Source organism: Coleofasciculus sp. (genome assembly GCF_046565525.1).
Lineage (GTDB): Bacteria > Cyanobacteriota > Cyanobacteriia > Cyanobacteriales > Coleofasciculaceae > Coleofasciculus.
On the sequence record NZ_JBKHUP010000011.1, the window covers coordinates 93,047 to 110,012 of the forward strand.

14 protein-coding genes and 2 pseudogenes are annotated in these 16,966 nt (G+C 44.6%); 4 read left to right on the forward strand and 12 right to left on the reverse strand.

The window, feature by feature from the left end; translation table 11 throughout:
- Nucleotides 1-450: 450 nt before the first annotated feature.
- The 4 genes and pseudogenes from ACLGGO_RS06145 to ACLGGO_RS06160 form a co-directional block, all read right to left on the reverse strand.
- Nucleotides 451-921 (reverse strand): annotated as a pseudogene (locus ACLGGO_RS06145) (Uma2 family endonuclease); the annotation flags it as partial.
- 78 nt (nucleotides 922-999) lie between these two features.
- A complete protein-coding gene (locus ACLGGO_RS06150; RefSeq protein ID WP_446418637.1) occupies nucleotides 1,000-2,520 on the reverse strand; it encodes a protein kinase domain-containing protein in 1,521 nt (506 codons plus the stop codon).
- 28 nt (nucleotides 2,521-2,548) lie between these two features.
- Complete coding sequence (locus tag ACLGGO_RS06155) at nucleotides 2,549-3,574, reverse strand: serine/threonine protein kinase (protein ID WP_446418638.1); 1,026 nt, start codon at nucleotides 3,572-3,574, stop codon at nucleotides 2,549-2,551.
- 131 nt (nucleotides 3,575-3,705) lie between these two features.
- Complete coding sequence (locus tag ACLGGO_RS06160) at nucleotides 3,706-3,918, reverse strand: helix-turn-helix domain-containing protein (RefSeq protein ID WP_446339693.1); 213 nt, start codon at nucleotides 3,916-3,918, stop codon at nucleotides 3,706-3,708.
- 120 nt (nucleotides 3,919-4,038) lie between these two features.
- Here ACLGGO_RS06160 and ACLGGO_RS06165 point away from each other — a divergent pair, with 120 nt between their 5' ends.
- From ACLGGO_RS06165 to ACLGGO_RS06175, 3 genes and pseudogenes are all read left to right on the forward strand, one after another.
- On the forward strand, nucleotides 4,039-4,482 hold the full coding sequence (locus ACLGGO_RS06165) for a hypothetical protein (RefSeq protein WP_446418639.1): 444 nt from the start codon (nucleotides 4,039-4,041) through the stop codon (nucleotides 4,480-4,482).
- Between the two features lie 145 nt (nucleotides 4,483-4,627).
- Nucleotides 4,628-4,924: pseudogene (locus ACLGGO_RS06170) on the forward strand (Uma2 family endonuclease); the annotation flags it as partial.
- Between the two features lie 2 nt (nucleotides 4,925-4,926).
- Nucleotides 4,927-5,130 (forward strand): hypothetical protein, encoded by a 204-nt coding sequence (locus ACLGGO_RS06175; protein WP_446418640.1) that lies wholly within the window; start codon nucleotides 4,927-4,929, stop codon nucleotides 5,128-5,130.
- Nucleotides 5,131-5,232: 102 nt separating this feature from the next.
- On the opposite strand, the gene ACLGGO_RS06180 is transcribed toward ACLGGO_RS06175, so the two are convergent.
- The 7 genes from ACLGGO_RS06180 to ACLGGO_RS06210 form a co-directional block, all read right to left on the reverse strand.
- A complete protein-coding gene (locus ACLGGO_RS06180; RefSeq protein WP_446339671.1) occupies nucleotides 5,233-5,436 on the reverse strand; it encodes a DUF2949 domain-containing protein in 204 nt (67 codons plus the stop codon).
- A 148-nt stretch (nucleotides 5,437-5,584) separates the two neighbouring features.
- Nucleotides 5,585-6,175 carry a DUF4178 domain-containing protein gene (locus ACLGGO_RS06185; RefSeq protein ID WP_446418651.1) on the reverse strand — a complete coding sequence of 197 codons (591 nt, stop codon included), beginning with the start codon at nucleotides 6,173-6,175 and terminating at the stop codon, nucleotides 5,585-5,587.
- Between the two features lie 28 nt (nucleotides 6,176-6,203).
- The gene (locus tag ACLGGO_RS06190; protein WP_446418641.1) at nucleotides 6,204-7,796 is read right to left on the reverse strand and encodes a polyamine aminopropyltransferase; all 1,593 of its coding nucleotides are present in this window, start codon (nucleotides 7,794-7,796) and stop codon (nucleotides 6,204-6,206) included.
- A 14-nt stretch (nucleotides 7,797-7,810) separates the two neighbouring features.
- Nucleotides 7,811-9,073, reverse strand: coding sequence for an RNA-guided endonuclease InsQ/TnpB family protein (locus ACLGGO_RS06195; protein WP_446418642.1), 1,263 nt, complete (start codon nucleotides 9,071-9,073; stop codon nucleotides 7,811-7,813).
- Nucleotides 9,074-9,260: 187 nt separating this feature from the next.
- Nucleotides 9,261-9,491, reverse strand: coding sequence for a hypothetical protein (locus ACLGGO_RS06200; protein ID WP_446339674.1), 231 nt, complete (start codon nucleotides 9,489-9,491; stop codon nucleotides 9,261-9,263).
- A gap of 69 nt (nucleotides 9,492-9,560) precedes the next feature.
- A complete protein-coding gene (locus ACLGGO_RS06205) occupies nucleotides 9,561-10,571 on the reverse strand; it encodes a hypothetical protein (protein WP_446339675.1) in 1,011 nt (336 codons plus the stop codon).
- Between the two features lie 170 nt (nucleotides 10,572-10,741).
- The gene (locus tag ACLGGO_RS06210) at nucleotides 10,742-11,206 is read right to left on the reverse strand and encodes a hypothetical protein (RefSeq protein ID WP_446418643.1); all 465 of its coding nucleotides are present in this window, start codon (nucleotides 11,204-11,206) and stop codon (nucleotides 10,742-10,744) included.
- A 283-nt stretch (nucleotides 11,207-11,489) separates the two neighbouring features.
- Between ACLGGO_RS06210 and ACLGGO_RS06215 the strand changes: the two genes are divergently transcribed.
- Nucleotides 11,490-12,011 carry a hypothetical protein gene (locus tag ACLGGO_RS06215; RefSeq protein ID WP_446418644.1) on the forward strand — a complete coding sequence of 174 codons (522 nt, stop codon included), beginning with the start codon at nucleotides 11,490-11,492 and terminating at the stop codon, nucleotides 12,009-12,011.
- 545 nt (nucleotides 12,012-12,556) lie between these two features.
- Here the strand turns inward: ACLGGO_RS06215 and ACLGGO_RS06220 are convergent.
- Nucleotides 12,557-16,966 (reverse strand): CHAT domain-containing protein (locus tag ACLGGO_RS06220; RefSeq protein ID WP_446418645.1); only part of this gene is annotated, 4,410 nt, incomplete at its 5' end.

Below are 16,966 nucleotides of genomic sequence, written 5' to 3' on the forward strand. Positions count from 1 at the left end.
TGATATCTTGTACCATTTTAAATCAGTCCGCACATTCGCCAAGAACTCAAGTTCTTGGCTAATAGCTTAAGTCCACTAAAGTGGACTTAAACTCGTGTATCATGTCTACCTAAACTATTATTAGTATCGTCTATTTTGCCATTTTTATACTTTACTTATTTCATCGTATTTTTACCCTCTGCCTTGCCTTCACCACAATGGAAGTATTCAACCGGACACGATATTTTACAGTCGTCTTTAGACGACTTTCGCTTTTAGTCTTGGGTTTTAATCCAAGGCAGTTGGTGCTCCGGTTCCCCTTCTCCCTCGATGGGAGAAGGGGTTAAGGGATGAGGGTGAAATACTTGCCAGTTCTCATTTTATTAAGCTGTCATGCATTTAAATTGGGTATTAGTAGCGAGCAAGATGCTCGCACTACAAGGATTTCCCCATTATTGATATTAAGGTTGAAATGCCGTAATACGCTGGACGAATTATCCGTTCATATATCCAAAATTTGCCCGGTTTTTCTGCTCCCGGTTCTTGAGTTTGAGATAAAGGTGTATTATCTCGTAACTGTGAGCCATCTCCTGAGACAAATTCTAAAACAATCAGGGGTGGAATTAATTCTTGCCACAATACAGAAGACCGCCGTACTTGACCATTCAGCGTAGGCGGTACATTGGGGACATAAAACCAGTCCGGTGCTTCGGCTTCTTTTTCGGGTGGGTCAGTTAAACACCAGTAAATTCCGCAATCTTGACCAATACAATATTGCCCATCTGGATGATATCGTTGCAGTACGGATGTGATGGAATCGGTTAAAAGAATGCTTTGGGGATGCTCCTGAAAGTTGTTCCCAAATGTGCCATCCGATTCTGGTAATTGAGTATGGTCAGGTAGGGTTTTGGTAAAGGTTGGAGGGTTAGCTGTAGAAGTCATTGGAATCTGGGGATAACAGATCTAATTTTATCGTAGTATTGATTAAGTGTGATTAGTCATTGGAGTGCGATCGTACATTCAGGGTGAAACCTCTTGTGTACCAGAGCTGCACGCAAGTTTTCCATTTTTATAGATTGGTTCAGGAGGAGGTGTGTCCAGAGACTTTGACTCACATAAAATTGACAGTGTTATTGGTTCATCAATCTTTGATAATTCTCTAACAACTACAGCCCCGACATAGCTCTTGAGATTATTATTGCGAGATATTCCATAATTAAATACACCCTGAATATACGTTTTAGTCTTGTAATCACTAATACCTAATCCTAATTTATCAAGACTTTTATTTATAAGATTTTTAGGTTCTTTTACTATTGATATGTAACTAGAATAAATATATGAATCTGTACTTTTTATGTTTGTTTTTAATTCTTCCTTTTGGGTTGAATATTTGCCGTTTTCATAAAAAAATAGTTGCTGTGCGCGATTTAGATTAAATACATTTTTTAGAGCTTGATATTCTTGTCTACTAGCCTTAATAGAAGTATATAATGATGGTGTAATTGAAGCAACAAAAACAATAAACGAAAAACATATTACAACTAACATGATTTTATTTGCTCTTGCATTTTCTGCAATAATATAGTCAAAATAATCGTCCACAAAAATATAATATTTTGATTTACTTTGGTTAAAGTCAAGCTGTTTTTTTATATTAAAAACTGACACGAGATTTTTTGTTTTGTGAACTAAATCATTTGAAAGTGGAGTAAATACCTTTGGGATGTCTAGCTTCTTCAACCAAGCCTGCATTGACTGGGGACGGTTGTTTGGCTCCAACGCCATCCCTTTGAGAATTGCCTGATTCAGATGATCGCTAATTCTTGGAATAATTTGCTGAGGTTCAATCAAGGGTTCCTTATAAAGCTTGCGATCCAAACCCTTAGTAGGACGTTGACCTGTCAGTGCATAATACAGCGTTGCCGCTAAACAATAAACATCTACATTTGGCTCCCGACTTCCCCGGTGTACCTGCTCATAAGGTGCAAATCCCTCATTACCAACTGCTCCTGTTGACGTGTATGTCGAGGGAACCAGTTCTTTAGCAATACCAAAATCAATTAAAACCGCTTTGCCATTTTGCCGTAATAAAATATTGCCCGGATGAGCATCTCGATGAGTTAACCCTACCTGATGCACTAGAGTTAAAGCTTCCCCAATTTGGCGAATATATCTCACTGCTTCCGCTTCAGGTATCGCTCCCCTACGCCTAACTAACTCAAACAAATTTTCCCCCTCGACAAAATTAATCACCAAGCAGGAAATTATCCCTTCTTGAAACAAGTCCTGCACTCCGACAATAGAGGGATGCGGATCTCTGGATAGTCGGGCTAATATCTGTGCTTCTTCTATAAATCGAGCTAAATACTTGTGATAATCTGGCTCGTATTGAAGATATTCGTTAGGCGTTTTAATGACAACATAATGATTGAGGGATACGTGCCGCGCCTTATAAGTGATCCCGAAACCACCTTGTCCCAGAACTCCTTGAATCACATATTTACCGCCTTGTAATTGTTTCCCTGTTGCCCAAACCATGGCTATTTTGAGGTAATTCTAGAATTGTCTATGGCGAAATCGTCGATGATGGAGTAGGAGACGTGGGTGACTGAGGTTTTAATCGATCCATCCAGTCTGACAAGGGTCCAAAGAATGCCACAATTAAACTTAGCACCGTTACAATAAACCCCGCGATCGCAAGTTTTTGCTCTAAGCTTAATCCTCTCTTAGCAGGCGGTGGTGTGGGTGCAGGGGGAGAAGCTTCACTGATCAACCCCAAAGAATCTAACCATTCTCGCATCGACTGGGGGCGCTGCTTCGGTTCTAACTTCATACCCTGGAGAATCAGCCGATTTGTGCGATCGCTAATCTGATCGTTATACTCTTTTGGTGGAACTAAACGCTCACGGTCTAGCTTACGCTTAATTGCACTCACAGGTTTGTGTCCGGTTAACAGTTCATACAATGTCGCCGCTAAGGAATAAACATCCGTATATTCTCCCGGTTTCTCAGCCAGTCGGGAATAGAGTTCCATTGGCGCAAACCCGTCTGAGGCTTCCTTTGTCCGTACTGAAGTTACCTCACAGTCAAACTCCAGCGCTAAATCAAAATCAATTAAAACAGCTTCTGCTTTTCCGTCACGAACATGGCGAATAATATTACCCGGTTTCACATCCCGATGAATCAAACCATTCCCATGCACCTCAATCAGCGCCTCACCAATTTGCTGAATATAATTGAGGGCTTCCGCTTCTGGGAGCATTTTCTGGGCGCGGTAGGCTAAACTCAACCCATCCACATAATCCATGACAATGCACCACCGTTTCCCGTCTTTAAAAAGTTCTCGGACTTTGACAATATGAGGATGATTACAACCATTGAGTTTTACCGCTTCCTGACAAAACTTGGTTTCCAGTCGGTTTTGTTCTTGTGGGGTGAGGGAATTGAGGAGTGCATCATTCAAGGTTTTGATCACCCAGCGACAATCGTCTCTATCCTTTACCAGATAGGTAATCCCCAAACGCCCTTGTCCTAGTTGTCTCTCTAAGATGTACTTACCGTTATAAAGTGCATCCCCTGTCGCCCAAACCATGGTTTGCCCTTCTGAAAACTTAGGTTAATTTTGACACAGTATGTTAGGAGGAATGGCACTGACTTCAGGTTGGTGGGCAATGCCCACCCTACGGTATATCAACGGTTGCAGCGATCCAAAACGGCTTGTTTCTACTCCTCTAAAATCTCAACCAAATCCTCAATCATCACATCAAACGTGCGAGCTAACTTATAGAGGGCAGTATAATCTACCATTGACAACTCGGAACGACGGGCATAACTTCTCACCGTACTGTAAATTACACCGGAACGGTCGGACACTTCCTTCAACGTCCATCCCTTCTCTTGTGCAAGTTCTCGAATCTTTAGCCTAACTAACCCCATCCTTGACAAATGATGCAGTTGCATCGTTTAATGAGAGAACCTGAAAAAGCGATCGCTCTTTCTGTCTCGCAAACTTAAGAGCGATCGCACCAATGTCCCATTAAATGGGAAGTAATTTCTATGTTACCAACACATACCACAAAAACGCCCACCTTTGAAGAGTCAAAACTAAATTACAAATCCTCCAACCGTCACCCCTTAGCACGATTTGTCACCGTCGAGACAGTTTCCTTGCTGTTTAACCGCTCTCCCGACGAGATTTATCGCATCGAATGCTGGCAACATATTGTTTATGTTCACGGTAAAGGGTTGAGCCGATTTGTCAGCTACGCCGATTTTCCGCCAATTCTGGAAGCCGAACCTCCCACCCCTCAAGATATGGTGCGTTGGCGCAAGCGCTGGAAATCTCGAATTGCCCCTGAATTTTGGACAACATTCTATAGATATCAGTTCAACAGAGCAACGAGTGAATCGCAGTTGCTAGCTTGGGGACAATTCGTTGGCATGTCAAAGGGTTGCTATCAACAGCCGCCCTACAACACCTGCGCCAAGTCTACCAGCTAGAACGAATATTGGTGGCGTCACTTTTGATGGCTGAATCTGGCTCAACTCAAGGAGAACAAAACCATGATAGATCAATCTGCGATCGCGTCAACCTTAACCCTTCCCCCCCTGGAAAACGGTGATAAACTCACCCGCATCGAATTTGAGCGCCTCTATCGATTTACATGACAAACTTAACGTTTATCGGCGCAATCAGGTACAAGAGTATTTAGTGTGGCGAGTGTACGATGAGCAATTCGATTGGTTTAGGTTACAAGAGGGTGAGTATATCCAGCTAAAACCCGATGAAAATGGTATTATTTGTGGTGAAATCTTTCCTGGCTTGTGGTTAAAACAATCCGCCTTACTCGCTGGAAATTTAGCCAAGGTATTGGAGATCATCCAACAGGGGATAGCCACAGCAGAACATCAGATGTTTGTTGAGTCCTTATCGAGGGAGTAATCATGGGACGAAAAGCAAAACTAAAACAACTTCGACGCCAAAGTCAAGGACAAAAACAGTTGCCAACGTCAACACAACCAACCAACTTTGAGTCAACCCAATTCGTGCAACAACTTCAAGTTGAAGGCTATAAGCTCGACCAAGCACAGCATTCTCCAGACGTGCCATTGCCAAAGCCGTTAAAAAAACCTAATCCCCAGTTATAAGTATTTACAGCCAAATTTTAGGGTGCGTTAGCGAAGCGTGACGCACCAATCAATCCTTAATTAACATAGCAGTATCAAGGCAGGTTAAAATCTAAAGAGGACTTACAGAGTAAGCTGTGCCGTTTCCAACCAATCAAAAATTCGGTCTAATTGATCCAATGAAATGAGTCCGTACTGCCACAACGTCATCGGTAATAAATTAGGACTCTCTTCCTGATGGCGTAAGGCTAAGGAAATGGCTGCCGATGGAATCGCTAACTCCTCTCGCAAGAAGTTAATAAACTTGTCGAGTGCGGTAGATTTCATGGTTTTGGGTGTGGGGTACTTGGCGTCGGTAGTAGTAAGGTACACTTAACGGGGATCAAAAAGCCTCACCCATTAGAGCTATTCTAGTGCCGCATGATAGTACCGTAGGGTGGGCATTGCCCACCAGCCTTAAGCCAGTACCATTGCCTTAACTTCCATACAACCGTTCACCTGTTCCCGGAAGAAGACTCAGCATTCTCGGATTAATACGCTCTCCCACGGTGACTTCAATCCTACCATCCCATTCTTCAATCGAGAGAACCTGATTATCCGCTCCTTCATAATCAAAATATCGACAACGTTCTGCTGTGCGGCGCAACGTTGTACCCGTGCGCGTCATTTGAGCCACGCCAGATTCCACACAGCGATAGATGTCACCGCTAAAGTTTAGCTGCTTGGGGGGTTCTCCACTCACCTCCAACTGCTGCGTTGGTTCTAATAATGCCACTTCTACTCGGTCATCTTCATCCACAGAAAGCCAACAAATACGCTCTCCATCTTGCAATAAATACTCATACCAAGCATAGTCGCCTACATTATAAGTCAGTTGCCCTTCCACCACCCAATCTGTCCCCATGTATTGGACAATATCACCAACTTCCAGAGTAAAAATGGTACGTTCTTCCAGGGGTAAACGCCGACTTTCACCGAGTCCTGATAAAAGTCCCCGTTGCTGAAGAACTAGCAAAACAACAGCAGTAGCAATAATCACAATAATTCCAATCCAAACAAATACCATCATCTGACTTATAACTTATTAGTTATTACTAATACGCTGTCCAACGGGGGTCAGACTGATAACGCACAATCACAGGATGAGAGAGGCGATTCACCTGCACATTTCCTAACTGGACATCCCCAGGTAACTCAAATAAATGGTGCAAAATCGGCTCAGTCAGATAACGAGTTGACACCGATAATGTCAGCTTATCCGCTTGAATCGAGTGCCGCGACGCCAAGACAAAACCCCAGGGTCCAAAACTGGGAACATCCACCACATAAGGATGAGTCGATAATCCCACATCCGATAGCGTTGCCACAATACAGCTTAGAACATTTGGAGCAAAAAAAGGACTCGATGCTTGGGTGACAAAAACGCCATTCTCTGCCAATCGCGGTAATAAACGCTGGTAAAACCCTTCCGCATACAGCTTGGCAAGCACTTCTCGGTCAGGGTCAGGAAAATCAGCAATAATAATATCAAAGGTTTCATTTAAGGCAGGTGCTGTAACAAAAGCATCGGCGTTAATCACCTCAACACGAGGATCAGTTAACGCCCCCCCATTTAACCGCACCAACTGGGGATGAGACTTGGCTAATTTGACTACTTCAGCGTCTAACTCAATCAGCACCACTCGTTCCACGTCTTGCCACTTCAACACTTCCCGTACCGCCATCCCATCCCCTGCGCCCATGACTAGCACACGACGTTTGTTCTGACTGGCACTCATTGCCGGATGTACTAATGCTTCATGGTAGCGGTATTCATCCAAGGTAGATAGTTGTAAATCCCCATCTAAAAATAGTCGCAAATCTTGTCCCCGGCGCGTCAAGACAATCCGTTGATAGGGGGATTGAATTCGGGTAATTACGGGGGCTTGATACAGGGTATTTTCCAACCGATTACTGATGGGAATCGCGGCGGGTGCGGATAATGTCAGAATAACGCCTAAACCTAAACCCAGATATCCCCAACGGCGCAGCCGAGGAAACTGCTGTCCAATAGCAAACACCATAAAGGCGGGCAATGCACCCAGAACAAAGGCGGCGGGAAATAAGCCAATTAAGGGTAGGAGCAATACTGGAAACAGTAACGAACCTAACAACGCTCCCACATAATCCAGCGCCAAAACCCCAGCCAGCGCTTCCCGCACTCCCTCCTCTAGTTCCAGCACTCGTGTCAGTAGGGGGACTTCTAAACCTGCCAAAATGCCCAGCAACACAGTTACCAGTAATAATCCTAACCAGAGGAAACCGTTGACGACAAATAGGGCAAATAATCCTAAGGGTAATAATGCTGTCAGGGGAGCCATTAGCAGTTCAACCTGAAGAAATGCCACAATCAGTTGGCGTTGTTGGAGCCACGGCGGGGACTTGGGCGCGATAAATTGACTTAAGTAAGAGCCAATCCCCATGGCTGCCAAAAAGCCGCCGATAGCTACTCCAAAAGACAGCGCCTGATTGCCCACTAAATAGCTAGCCAGGGTTCCGAGCAACAGTTCAACCGCCAGCCCACAGCTAGAGGATACCGCCGCCGCCGCTAAGAGTAGCCGACGTTGATGGCGATTTAATGATGCAACTGGGGGTTGAGTTACGGGTTCAACATTAGAGTTGTCTGTGGAAACGTTTTGCTGTGCCATGGATTTTTAATGAACTACGACGACTTCAACGAAGTAAGTCGTCGTTTCTGACGTTTCTTCGCCCCTAGCTGCTTCATGCTTCCGCAATCAGTAGAGCTAGGCGACTCCACGTCTAAAGAGGCTCGTTCCAAGCCCCTTGCCCAAATTTCGTTGACTTGAGCGGCATTAATATCTCTATCCTCAACATGATTACAGTCGGGATTAGAGCAAACATGAACTCTATCAGCCAAAGTCTTAGGCGTTAATTCCCAACATTTAGCACACCGTTGAGTTGGTTTGAGCGTTCTAGTTGGTGACTCGACATAAAACCCACCAGCTTCAGCAGCTTTGTAGGTTAACAAATCACCGATTATGCCAAACCCAACGTCGAGAATAGACCGATTTAACCCGGCTTTTTGTTTCTTGCGCTTGCCCTTCTTTGCTTTTCGGGTCATACCATTGACGTTTAACTGCTCTCCAGCAATTAGGCTATTACTGCTAATTATCTCGCTGGTTGTTTTGTGCAGCCAATCTTCTCGTTGTCGGAATATCTTGCTCTGAAGTTTAGAAATCCGTTTTCGTTCTTTTTTCCATCGTCTTGAACCCAAAACTTTTTTGTTCCTATTAGGTTGTCTCTTGCGTCTTAACCGCTTTGAGGCTACCTTAACTTTCTTGTATCCTTCCTTAATAAAATCTGGTTTAGCAATTTTCTCGCTAGTTGAAAGCGTTACCGCGTCTTGGCAACCTAAGTCTATTCCAATTGAACCTGTACCTGTTTGGCGAGTCGGATTGCACTGCACGGTAATTGACGCATACCACTTACCGTTCCTAAAAAAGATTGTACAGGTTGTTGGAGTTCCCCAAGTTCTAGCTTGACCCCGCATTTGAATCTTTAAACCAAGGTCTCTCAGTTCCAAGTAACCGTTGTTACCATTAGACAAAACTTTCCAACCTGCTTTGTCTGGATATGTCCAGCCACTATACCGCCGCTTTGCTTTGAACCTGGGGTACTTACCCAATCCTTTGAAAAATCGTTTATAGCTAAAATCAACCCGCTTTAATGTAGCTTGCAACGTATGAGAACCTAATTCGGCATACTCAATCCAAACTTCTTTAAATTCAGGCAAACAATTCTGTTGCTCAAAATAATCAACAGAATGACCAAAGCGCTTGTACTGCGTCCTCCGGTTAGCAATTGCCGCGTTATAGAGTTCACAGTGCATTTTTCTAGCCCAATGAAGCTTGTTACATTGAGCCTTATTTGGATAAATTCTATAGGTTGCTCTACGTATTTTCATGCCTATATTTTACCATAAAAAATTGACAACCTGCGGAATATTTAATTCCTAGTTTGTCTGCTATCCTTCCCCAACTTACTGTCGTTGAAGTCGGGGAATGCCGCAATTACGTTCAAAGCGGATCAACCATAACCATAAGGGCACGGCAATGAAAGAGCCCCTACCCTAGCGCAGGATTAAGAAAGCCCTATTTTCCTGCACTCGGACCGCCGCCACGAAACCCTCCATAAGACGAGCGATTGGGTAAAAGAATCCATGTTCCACCGCGATAACCGCCCGATAATCCTGTTCCATGTCGGGGCCAATAGTTGTCCTGTTTATCGGCTCGCAGGACGAGGGCAGAACGCTGTGTATAACCTGCCGTAATTGTCAAGAGGGCGATCGCGATCGCAGCCCCAGCAAAAATCTTAGTTAACATCGGTTAAACTCCTAGGATGAACAGAGTCATTAGTAAGGGTTGGAGGGAGTTTTATTTCGACTGACCTACCTACTGATCAGATACCGTTAAAGGAGATGGGCGAATGTGAACAACCTCAACGGGAACCAGAGTGCGGTTGCGATCGCGTACTGTCAGCGTCGTCTGATCTACAGGTGCATCTGGCATCACATCCAGATGAAAACCGTAGGAACTGCGAGGTTCTAAGGTGAAAAAACATTGGACTTGACCCTTCGCCGATTCCACCTTGCCATCTTCTTCTTTAAAGCTTAGAGGGATAGGCAAAGCACCGGCATAAACTTGTTCTCCATAAGCATCATTAATCACCAGACGTGCGTTTAGCTGTCGCGGTGAGGTTTCGTCAGATTTCACATTGATCTTGACCCGCACTAGCTGATCAGCCCCTCCCACCGTAGCGCGTCCACTGGGATCGCTATCTTGAATTGTTTTCGCGATCGCGACTTTCCCAGAAAAGGGTGTGGCAATGATCGCCATAATCCCTAGAATTGTCGAACCAATTAAACCTGACCACAAATAGCGCGTATCAACAACCCCATTTTCCACTCTCACCTTAAATCCCACGGGTTGTTCGAGTTCTTGTCCAGAGGTATTGCCATAGTCCAACACGGCAATTGCCACGGTTATTTTCTCATTTTTCTTTGCCTGAACGTCGAGTCCTCCCTGCAAATCCGACTCATACCAACTACCCGATTCACCATCTTCGTACCACGTCCCCGACTCACTCCAGGCTTCTTTCATCGCTGAGGCGATCACTTGCCCATTTTGGTCAAGAATTTGAATTTCGTAGATTACCCACTGATTCGTTGACAGCCAAGCCTCCACATCAATCCGCAAAGCACCGATAAGCTGAGGCTGGAGTTGTATCGACTCCAGTTGAACCGATTCCTCTGGCTCAACGTATACTGTCTGTGACATCAACCTTTTATGGAAAAACTGAGCCACAACAAACGCTAGTAGCACTAACCCTGCTGTTCCCAGAGCAATGTAAGACCAGAGATCGACAAAACGACCGGTTCGCTGAGTTTGGGTAGTGACTGGCATTGGCTTGAAGTTCAATTCAAATTTTCCAGGGAACTGAAACAAGTTGTCTCAGTCCATTATTCTCTCTGTGTTTAATCCGAGAAACTGTCTATCGAATAACCCGGTATTAATTCTAATTTTATCGTTAGGATTACCCGAGCAATTCCACAGGCTAGAGTCTGCGGGAGGCGTCAACGAATACGAATTCGGATTCCCGAAGAGCGATCAATCACATCTGAGCTGTGGATGCGGACTCTACTTGAGCGAAATCGGTGTCTGGCAGACCGAGTTGTATCAATAATCACAGGATTAACAAGGATAGAATCCGAAATAGTCGAATTGATAATTGTGGGGTTAATTAGCGTAGAATCGCGAATGGTTCCCCGAATCGGCTCTTGATACCGAGTATAGTCGCGATCGCGATAGTTGCTATAGGATGAACCTTCAGAGGAAAAGGCACAAGGTTGACCTGTGACCCGATTCATGGGTATCGGTGATGGAATGGGGCTACCGTAAATCACCGAAGTACAGCGCGATGACTGAATCGGTCTAGCCTCTACTGCGCTATCCCCCACTATCATCCAAGCCACTCCCACGGTTAAAGGCGTGACCATGATGTTCAGCCAACGGCGTTGTAGGAGAGAAAATTTCAGCATCGTTTCACCTCAAAATATGTTAAGTAGCCATTAAGCGATTCACTGAAGCGCAAAAATTTATCTTGTATCCGGCGATCCTGTTCCCTTACCAGTGTAACTATCCCACTGAATCCGGCTGTCAGTCCCAGCTTAAGTGAAGGTCAGATTGACTTGTTAGTTCCTTAGCGCTTTAATTCCTTCAGGTTTTCGTGTAATTTCAAGGTATAAGCCTAGAGCCAGATCTAACTTCACCCAATGGCACGAATCAGTGTCTCGATGATGTCAAGTTTTTGACCAATGACCAATGACCAATGACAAAGAACAATTCCGCATCGAATACCAAACTGGAAAAGCTACCTTTGAGCGGGGTGACTATCGCGCTGCGGTGAAGCACCTCGAAAAAGCCTGCGCTTTGATTAACCGCAATTCTCGTTTAGGGGGAGAGGCGCAAATGTGGCTTGTTACAGCTTATGATGCAGCCGGACAACAAACTGACGCGATCGCGTTAGCTCAGCAACTGACAAAGCATCCTGACCTGGATATTCGCAAACAGTCTACCAGCTTACTCTACATCCTACAAGCCCCCCAGCTCAAGCGACCTGAGGAATGGATGACCAAGATTCCCGATTTAGGTGCTATTTCTGAAAGTGATTCTATAGATCGTCGGGGTAGCGGGGTGAGTAGAAGCAATCCCAGTTTGAAAAGACAAATTGAATCGGATGCGATCGATCTGAGTCAGGTTAATACCAAAGATAATCAATTTATCTGGGTGGCTCTGGTTGTTATTGCCGTATTAGTGGGTGGACTTATCTGGTGGGGAGTGTAAAATCCTCCCCCAGCTTCAAGAGCTCCCTACCCTCCCACAAGACTTATTCAGCAGCCCCTACTTATTTACCGGAAAAGCGATGGGTGAAGGCTCCCACGCTCTTTAGCTGGGAGATGAAACCGAGCGAACCGTCTAGGTAGCGAATTTATTCGCCAGTCAAATAATTCGGATAACGTTCTACTATTGTGGTAATGTAAATACAAGTCGCGGGAGGGCATTCCGAGACTATAAACGGACGTGGAGAGGGTGTAAGACCTCATTTGGAGGCAACCTTCAGCGAAGCGTCAACCCCAATCAGCGACCACCCCTAAAAAGGTGGCGTGGTGAGGAATCCCCCGCGCTCTTTAGCCGGGGGAGGATGTCAACATCTGACTTTTCACGCCATTTAGAAAAATCAACATTAGACCTAACCCCCCAGCCCCCTTCCCTCGCAGGGAAGGGGGAGAATTCAAAGCCTTCTCTCTCTTACCCCCTTTCAAAGGGGGGTAAGGGGGGATGGAGAGAGGTTTGGAGAGAGGTTTTCCAGCTCCCGTGAAAAGTAAGATTTACCATGGACTACCAATCATCGTAAATGCTGACCAAAAATAGGGATGAGACAAATCTTTATCTCCTATTTGTGCTAACTCTGGAGGTAACGTAATACTTTCCCCACTCCCCAATAATTTCCCCTCTTCTAACCGCACCTCTCCCCGAATCATCAAAAGTTGCGCCTGTCGCAGCGCTTCTGATTTAATCGGTGCTGTCTCTAACTGACGGTAAAATTCGGTCATTAGTCCCAACGTTGCTTCATCACTGACATACCAGAGACTTCCCAGTGCCGATTTTACCCCAGCTTGTACCGCTAACCCGGCAAAGCCTAACTCAGCTTCCTCATCCCCCACAGCGGTGCGACAAGCACTCAGGACTAATAATTCTACTGTGGGTTCATACAACTTTAACTCACGCAGTTGGTCGAGGCGTAGTTTAGTATCCCATAGCTGAATATAAGAATTTTCCATGCGTCCCGATTTAAATTCACCATGAGTGGCTAAGTGGACAATTCCAAAGGGTTGTAATTGACGTTGGGTTTTTAGGTTTTCCAGAGTAAACTCTTGGTTGAGGAAATATTCTCCTTGCCATATTTCTTGGGTAATTGCGGCTAATTCAACCGGGACAGCTTTTAAGGGGTTGGCGTCGGTAAATTCAGACGCCCCCATTGCCAAAACTTGGAAGTCATTAATATCGCGATAGCGAGTATCGGTTAAGCTGATACTGGGCATTAAACCCGCACTGTATTTTTCAATTAGGAATTGTTCGCCATCGTGGAGAGCCAGTAAGGGAATGGAACGCAATCCTCCATCCATGATAAAACTGAGATTTTGGATACCTTGGTTTTGTAACTGTTCCTCAATTGGGGCAATTATCCATTGATACAGTTGTTGGGCTGGGGCTAAATAACGGTTGGTACTGCGTGTAATTGGATTAGTAATTGCACGGCGCAATTTTTGGGCTTCAGCTAGAACATTAGCGCGAGTTGCACCGGGAATGGGCATGAAAATCGGTTCCCCAGTTGGTGTGACAACAACCAGTTGCAGTTGGTCATTATCTTGGGGAATGGGATTGGTTAAAGAACCGGAGTCTGGAGTTAGTCGGGTGGGGTAAAAGACGGTATAAATCAGGGCGGGTTTTTGACCTGTGGCGGATTCAATATTGCTCAATGTTATCCGAATTTGCCCTAGTGTGTTAACGGAAGGATTGAAGAATCCTAGATATTTCTCAAATTCGCGGGTAAATAATTCTTCTAAAGGGAAACCCCTGTTTTCCAGTGTAACTGTTAAGGATGAGGGAGGATCAGCTTCGGGTGGGGCTAATAGTCTATCGAACTGTGGTGATGATGGTTCTGGCAGTGTGGGTGAGGGTTCTGGTTCAGGTGGTTCAATGGGGGGGTCAACACTAATAATTTGAATATTGCCTTCTGTGTAAGTGAAGGGGAAGGATTGAACGGGAGCAATAGTAAACTCACCACTTGTAATTGCTGCGGCTGTGCCGTTCGTGGTAGCATTTCCTACATCAAAAGGAATTAATCCATCGCCACCATGCTGAATCACAATATTACCACCACTCTGACTACTAGCTGTAGAGATGCTGACAGTTAAGCCATTTTGGTCTGTAAAGGTGCCAGTAGTTTTAAAGAATTGTTCTGTAGTAACATTAATATTTCCACCACTACCATCCGTACCCCCTTGAGCGTCAATAAAGACAACTTCGATATCATTGTCTGAGTCTAATTCTACATTTCCAGCCGTTTCTGATGTGGAACTGGAGTTAATTTCTCCAGTCGTGATTCCATTGGGAGCAGAAACAGTAATATCTCCACCGCTAATGACTCCTGATGAATTGAGATTACCGCTGGTAACTGTTTCCGTCTGGCTCGTTAAGATAATTCCACCATTAGCAGTAATATCGCTAGTTGTTATCGTTTGGTTTGCAGTCAATTCAATTGAGGCATCCCCTTGACCTATTATCGCTCCATTTATCTCGATAGAACCTGATCCTCCTGGGGATTGGATTAGCAGTGGGCTATCAAATGAAACGTCACCATTTAAGGTAATCAAACCTATTCCATCAGCCGTTCCAATTGTGATGGACTCGAAGCCATTTAACAAGGTAGATGTCGCTGTCAGGTCAAAATCTTGGTTCGGTGTTAAAGGTTGCAGCACCAGGTTACTTCCTGAACTACTGACAGTAGCGCCTAACTCAATCTCATTTGTGGTTAGGTTTAAGTCCAATGCTATGTCCAGAGTATCGTTAAATCCCAGCTTATTGGCAGTGATGTCTTGGCTAATTCTTGTTGTTCCTCCAACATCAGTAATAAGAGTATTCAGAGGAGTAGTTCCACCAACAATACCATTGAATAACGTTGTGCCAGTACCAGCGTTGATGATTAGGTTCTGATTGTTATCGACAGTTCCGGTAAAGGTAACATTACCACCGCCTGAATCGGTGTCGAGGGTTATGTTATCACCCAGTAATACGTTACCTAAAGTAATATCTTGACTAGCGGTGCTGATATTCGCATTGAGGATAGTTGTGGGAGCATCAAGGGTAATAGAGGCATCTCCTGTTCCTGTTATCGCTCCACTGAGAGCAATCTCTCCTGTTCCGGTAAATGTGACTGGATCTGTAAATTCAACATCGTTGACAACTGTAATGGTTCCGCTTTGATTATTTGACCCAATTGTAATCGTGCTAAACCCATCTCGCAAAGCCGTCAAATCATCGGTTGTTAGGTCTAAGCTATCTGTGTCATTATCAGAACCCGCGATCGCAATATTTGTATTAGGTGTCGTAGGTTGAAGTTCAATTGTGCCATTACCTCTAACGGAATCAGCTCCGCCAGCCAAATCAATTTCGTTGGCGAGTAAAGTTAAGTCATTTTCTCCCGTATCAAGGGTTGAATCGAATGTAATTGTGGCAGTACCCGCATCGAATTTTGTATTCCCTGTAAGGATAACTGGTTGGTTAAAAGTAAAGTTACGGTTGCCAGTGATTATACCGCCTGCCATCTCTATATCTTGGGCATTGATAATTTCAAGGTTGCTTAGGGGTGTATCACCACCAATAAGGTCTTTAAATTGAATTTTGCCTGCTCCAGCATGAAGCCTTAGTTCATGATTTCCGTTTAGTGTACCATCAAAGAGAATGTCACCTGAGTTAGTTGAGCCTGTATAGAAAAGGTGATCCCTAGTCAAAGTTACTGAATCGTTGAACTGGATTGAGCCACTCTCAGAAACTCCTGCTGTGGAAATTTGAACATCGGCTACGTCGTTTAGACCTTGAAAACCTAGTGAAGCTCCAAAACTGGCAGTGGTAATGTCAACATCCCCTCCTGTTCCGCCCGAACCTCCTTCAGCCTTGATAAAATTAACTTCGATACTATCATTTTCACCTGACTCTAATATTATAGAACCACCACTTCCTGATGTAGAAGTAGAGTCTATTCCTCCAACTCTAATCTGAGTGCCAGCAGTAACTTCAACGTTACCACCATTACCATTACCTCCTTGTTCCACGAAAGATTCTAGATTTCCTGTCTCAATGACACCACTATTGCTATTAAGCTGAATATTACCAGCATCTGACTGGGTAGCTACAGTTCTAATGTTCCCGGTAGTCAGGTTGCCTGTAGCTGATAAAATTACCAAACCCCCATTATCATTAATGGATGAAGTGTTAATATCTCCTACCTGAATACTGCCTTCTGGTAGTAAGGGTGTAGCTGGCGTATCGAAGTTTGTGCCTAATGTTGGTACATTGGAACTGGGGAAATTTTCTGGATTAATTGTATCCACTCCTGCTCTTAAGATTAGAGCGCTGCTACTCGTTAAAATGCCAGCATCTGGATCATTACCTGGAATGTTAGTATCGGGTCCAGTGATTGTAATATCTCCACCTCTAATACTCCCTGTCGCTTCGACTTTTAGTGCTACACCTTCATAATCACCGAATTCAACATCCCCAATTGCCCGAATAATTGGGTCATTGATACTTCTAAACGTTCCAGGTTCTCCAGCTAAATTAAGTATTGAAAAGCCACCCCCACTAGCAAAGTGAGCATCGCCAGAAATAATCTCATCACTGACTAAACTCATATTTCCCACACTCACAAACGGGGTTTCTGGATGGTTCAGCGCCAGAATATCAATTCCATTATTCCCCTGAATAGAAAGATTCCCACCTGCTTGGGCTAAAAAAGGACTGGTTTGGTTATCTCTTACCCATACCGTATCCTTCGCCAACAGATTTAAATCCCCGGTTGTTACCAAAGAGGGCGAGGGCGCAACGCCTTGCGCCCCTACGGGAACTAACGTTAAATCCCCTTCAGCCGATAACGTTGCGGTGTATGCTGTTACCTGATTAACAACAATATCTCCCGCTTCTGCTTCCACATCCGCCGCCGTGATTCCCGTCGCTTC

What these genes read in the sequence shown, in the direction of transcription:
- ACLGGO_RS06175 (WP_446418640.1), top strand. Translation starts at nt 4,927, where the DNA reads ATGGGACGAAAAGCAAAACTAAAACAACTTCGACGCCAAAGTCAAGGA.
- ACLGGO_RS06160 (WP_446339693.1), bottom strand. Translation starts at nt 3,918, where the DNA reads ATGGGGTTAGTTAGGCTAAAGATTCGAGAACTTGCACAAGAGAAGGGA.
- ACLGGO_RS06165 (WP_446418639.1), top strand. Translation starts at nt 4,039, where the DNA reads ATGTTACCAACACATACCACAAAAACGCCCACCTTTGAAGAGTCAAAA.
- ACLGGO_RS06180 (WP_446339671.1), bottom strand. Translation starts at nt 5,436, where the DNA reads ATGAAATCTACCGCACTCGACAAGTTTATTAACTTCTTGCGAGAGGAG.
- ACLGGO_RS06215 (WP_446418644.1), top strand. Translation starts at nt 11,490, where the DNA reads ATGACCAATGACAAAGAACAATTCCGCATCGAATACCAAACTGGAAAA.
- ACLGGO_RS06185 (WP_446418651.1), bottom strand. Translation starts at nt 6,175, where the DNA reads ATGGTATTTGTTTGGATTGGAATTATTGTGATTATTGCTACTGCTGTT.
- ACLGGO_RS06200 (WP_446339674.1), bottom strand. Translation starts at nt 9,491, where the DNA reads ATGTTAACTAAGATTTTTGCTGGGGCTGCGATCGCGATCGCCCTCTTG.
- ACLGGO_RS06205 (WP_446339675.1), bottom strand. Translation starts at nt 10,571, where the DNA reads ATGCCAGTCACTACCCAAACTCAGCGAACCGGTCGTTTTGTCGATCTC.
- ACLGGO_RS06190 (WP_446418641.1), bottom strand. Translation starts at nt 7,796, where the DNA reads ATGGCACAGCAAAACGTTTCCACAGACAACTCTAATGTTGAACCCGTA.
- ACLGGO_RS06195 (WP_446418642.1), bottom strand. Translation starts at nt 9,073, where the DNA reads ATGAAAATACGTAGAGCAACCTATAGAATTTATCCAAATAAGGCTCAA.
- ACLGGO_RS06210 (WP_446418643.1), bottom strand. Translation starts at nt 11,206, where the DNA reads ATGCTGAAATTTTCTCTCCTACAACGCCGTTGGCTGAACATCATGGTC.
- ACLGGO_RS06150 (WP_446418637.1), bottom strand. Translation starts at nt 2,520, where the DNA reads ATGGTTTGGGCAACAGGGAAACAATTACAAGGCGGTAAATATGTGATT.
- ACLGGO_RS06155 (WP_446418638.1), bottom strand. Translation starts at nt 3,574, where the DNA reads ATGGTTTGGGCGACAGGGGATGCACTTTATAACGGTAAGTACATCTTA.